4 protein-coding genes are annotated in these 4,132 nt (G+C 65.6%); all 4 read left to right on the top strand.

Features of this window, described 5'->3' with window-relative positions; translation table 11 throughout:
- The first annotated feature begins 19 nt into the window (after nt 1-19).
- Nucleotides 20-1,195 (top strand): aldose epimerase family protein, encoded by a 1,176-nt coding sequence (locus ACIA5D_RS51680; RefSeq protein WP_396038111.1) that lies wholly within the window; start codon nt 20-22, stop codon nt 1,193-1,195.
- 60 nt (nt 1,196-1,255) lie between these two features.
- Complete coding sequence (locus ACIA5D_RS51675) at nt 1,256-2,386, top strand: sugar ABC transporter substrate-binding protein (RefSeq protein ID WP_396038110.1); 1,131 nt, start codon at nt 1,256-1,258, stop codon at nt 2,384-2,386.
- On the top strand, nt 2,383-3,438 hold the full coding sequence (locus tag ACIA5D_RS51670) for an ABC transporter permease (protein WP_396038109.1): 1,056 nt from the start codon (nt 2,383-2,385) through the stop codon (nt 3,436-3,438). The genes ACIA5D_RS51675 and ACIA5D_RS51670 overlap by 4 nt, the downstream gene beginning before the upstream one ends.
- The coding region (locus tag ACIA5D_RS51665) for an ATP-binding cassette domain-containing protein (RefSeq protein WP_396038108.1) at nt 3,435-4,132 on the top strand (698 nt) is incomplete at its 3' end. The genes ACIA5D_RS51670 and ACIA5D_RS51665, both read left to right, overlap by 4 nt.

Here is a 4,132-nt window from a genome sequence, read left to right as displayed (position 1 = left end):
CTGAGAGAGGCGAGGCACGATGCACAAGATATTTCTGGGCCGCACGGCGGTTCGGTTCGGCGCGGTGCTGTTGATGGCGGGTGGTGTGGGCTTGGTGTCCGCGTCCACCTCGTACGCTCACGGCCCTGCGACCATCACGAAAGCGCCGTTCGGGACGACGGCCGGTGGTCAGGCCGTCGAGGTCTACACGTTGACCAACAACGGCATCCGGGTGAAGATCCTGACCTACGGCGGCGTTCTCCAGTCGATCGAGATGCCGGACAGACACGGCCGGTCCGCGAACGTGTCGCTCGGCTTCGACAATCTCGGCGATTACGAGACGAAGAGCCCGTACTTCGGCTGTATCACCGGCCGGTACGCGAACCGGATCGCGTTGGGCACCTTCACCCTCGACGGTGTCACCTATCACCTGCCGATCAACAACGACCCGAACAGTCTGCACGGCGGCACGATCGGTTTCGACAAGCACGTCTGGGCGGCGACGCCGTCGCGGACGAGGGACGCCGTGGCGCTGAAGCTGCAGTTCACCAGCCCCGACGGTGACATGGGATACCCGGGCGAGTTGAAGGCGACGGTCACCTACACGCTCACCCGCGACCACGGCATCCGGATGGACTATGTGGCCACCACGAGCAAGGCCACCGTCATCAACCTGACGAACCACAACTACTGGAACCTGGCCGGTGAGGGCACGGGCACCATCGACACGACGAAGCTGCAGCTCAACGCGAGCCGCTACACCCCGGTCGATGCCACCCTCATCCCGACCGGCACGCTCGACCCGGTGGCCGGCACCCCGATGGACTACCGCAAGGCCACCGCGATCGGCGCCCGCAACCGCGAAGGCTTCGGTCAACTGGTGATCGGCCGCGGCTACGACCACAACTGGGTCCTCGACCGTAAGGACCCGACGTTCCGCAAGCTGGAGTTCGCGGCCCGGGCCACCGACCCGGCGAGCGGCCGGCAACTGTCGATCTACACCACCGAGCCGGGAATCCAGTTCTACGGCGGCAACTTCCTCGACGGCACCCTGGTCGGCACGAGCGGCCGCATGTACCGCCAAGGCGACGGGTTCGCCCTGGAAACCCAGCACTACCCGGACTCGCCGAATCACGCGAACTTCCCGTCGACGGTCCTGCGGCCCGGACAAACCTACCGGACCACGACCATCTACCAGCTCGGCGTCGCGCACTGAGATTGCTTCGATTCCCCGCCGCTGTCCCGTCGGGACAGCGGCGGCTAGGAGGTTGGGACCATGCGTGTTGTGCCCCCGGTCGTCGAAGAGGCGGCCGACCGACTCGATCCCCGCGGGGTGACCCGCCGCCGGCTGCTGGCCGGCACCGGCCTGGCCAGCGCGTCGCTGGCGGCGACGGGGCTGCTGTCCGCGTGCAGCCAGGACGACAACAAGACCAGCACGGACGCGATCGGGAACTTCCCGAAGACACCGAACTGGAAATTCGTGTTCATCAACCACGTCACCACCAACCCGTTCTTCACCCCCACCCAGTACGGCGCCGAGGACGCCTGCAAGCTGCTCGGCTGCTCCTACCAGTGGACCGGCTCGCAGAACTCGGTGGTCGCCGAGATGGTCAACGCCACCAACACGGCGATCAGCGGCAAAGCCGACGGCCTGGCGATCGCGGTGGTCGACAAGTCGGCGTTCAAGGCGCCGGTCGACCAGGCCCTCGAGGCCGGGATCCCGGTGGTGTCGTACAACGCCGACGGCGCCCGCGACGACCCGGGCACCAACCGGCTCACCTACATCGGCCAGGGCCTGTTCGACTCCGGCTACGCACTCGGGCAGCGGGCGCTGAAGCAAGTGCAGTCGGGCGAGGTGGTCGGCTTCATCGCCACCCCCGGACAGCTCAACATCCAACCCCGCATCGACGGCGCCCAGCAGGCCTTCACCGACGCCGGCGGCGCGGTGAAGTTCACCGCGGTCGCCACCAACGCCGACGTCACCAAAGGCCTGTCCATCATCGACGCCTACGCCCAAGGCCACGCCGGCCTGGCCGGCATGCTCGCCGTCGACGCCGGCTCCACCCAATCCGTCGGACAGGTCGTCAAGAAATACACCATGCGCAGCAAAGGCCTCAAAGTCGCCGGCGGCTTCGACCTGATCCCGGAAACCCTCGCCTCGATCAAAGCCGGCGACCTCGACTACACCATCGACCAGCAGCCGTATCTGCAGGGCTTCCTGCCGGTGCTCTACCTCTACCTGTTCAAGGTCTCCGGTGGCCTCATCTCGCCGCCGCAAACCAACACCGGACTGCTGTTCGTGACCAAAGACAACGTCGACCCGTACCAGACCACCCAAAGCCGCTACGAAGGATCAGCCACCGACGTGAAACTCGTCGAACGATCCGGACCCATCGCCCACTCATGACCGGAACCCTACCGAAAAACAGCGAAGCGCCGGCCGCCCACGGCCGGCGCTTCCTGCCCGTGCTCCGCCGCGGCGGCACCGTGCTCCGCCGCGGCGGCACCGTGCTGGTGCGCTGGCGCGAGGCCAGCGTCCTGATCGTCGCGATCGCCATGGCAATCTACTTCCGGGCCGCCAACGACGTCTTCCTCACCCCCGACAACCTCCGCAACATCGCCCAGGCCACCGCCCCCGCCGCGATCGTCGCCGTCGGCATCGTGCTGCTGCTGGTCTCCGGCGAGATCGACCTGTCCGTCGGCGTCGTCGCGGCGCTCGCCCCGTTCCTCGTGCACTACGCCATCGACATCTACGGCATCCCGGTGATCCCCGCCTTCCTGATCGCCTTCGCCATCGCCGCGTTCATCGGATTCTGCAACGGCTTCATCGTCACCAAACTCAAAGTGCCCTCGCTGGTCGCCACGCTCGGCTCCTACTACCTGCTCCTCGGCATCCTGCTGACCACCTCACACGCCTACCCGGCACAAATCCCCGAACAAGCCCAAGGCAAAATCCAGACGATCTTCGGGGCCGGGGACTGGTCATCGCTGATCTGGTGCCTCAGCGTCGTCGTGATCTACCACATCATCCTCACCCGCACCCGCTGGGGACTACACACCATCTCCGTCGGCGGCAACCTGATCGGCGCCACCGAAGCCGGCATCCGCGTCAACCGCATCAAAATCGGGAACTTCATGATGGCCTCCATGCTCGGCGCCCTCGCCGGCATCCTCGAAGCCTTCCGGATCAACAGCATCGACCCCAACATCGGCGGCGGCACCGCACTCGTCTTCACCGCCATCTCCGCCGCCGTCATCGGCGGCACCGCACTCGCCGGCGGCTCCGGCACCGTCATCGGAGCACTACTCGGCGCACTCATCCTCGCCGAACTACAAAACGGCTTCAACCTCATCGGCATCAGCGCCAACCCGTTCAACATCATCCTCGGCAGCGCGATCCTGCTCTCGATGATCGCCAACCAATACCTGTCGCGACTACGGCGAACCGGAGGAACATGATGCCCGTCCTGGTAGCCGAGCATCTCGCCAAACGCTTCGGCGCGCTCACCGCACTACGCGACGTCACCCTGCACCTCGAACAAGGCGAAGTCCTCGGCCTGATCGGCGACAACGGCGCCGGCAAATCCACCCTCATCAAAATCATCTGCGGCTACCACAAACCCGACTCCGGCCGCCTCCTCGTCAACGGCCAACAGGTCGAACTACGCAGCGTCGACCACGCCCGCTCACTCGGCATCGACACCGTCTACCAAGGACTAGCACTGATCAACGAACTCTCCGTCTACCACAACATGTTCCTCAACCGCGAACTCCGCATCGGCCCCCTGCTCAACAACAGCGCCATGCGCCGACTGGCCCACGCCCACCTGACCGACATGGGCGTCAACATCCCCAACGTCAACGCCGAGGTCGCCAAACTCTCCGGCGGCCAACGCCAAGCCGTCGCAGTCGCCCGCGCCGTCTACTCCGACGCGAAAATCCTGCTCCTCGACGAACCCCTCGCCGCAATGGGCGCAAAAGAAGGCACCCTGATCCTCGACCTGATCCGCGACCTCAAAACCCGCGGCGACGTCTCAGTCATCATCATCGCCCACAACTACGCCCAAGTCCTCGACGTCTGCGACCGAGTCAACCTGCTCCAACACGGCACCATCACCTTCGACAAACCCACCTCGGAGGTGACCCTGGAGGA

This window comes from Actinoplanes sp. NPDC051513 (genome assembly GCF_044454685.1).
Taxonomy (GTDB): Bacteria; Actinomycetota; Actinomycetes; order Mycobacteriales; family Micromonosporaceae; genus Actinoplanes.
This window is presented reverse-complemented; position numbering and strand designations above follow the sequence as displayed.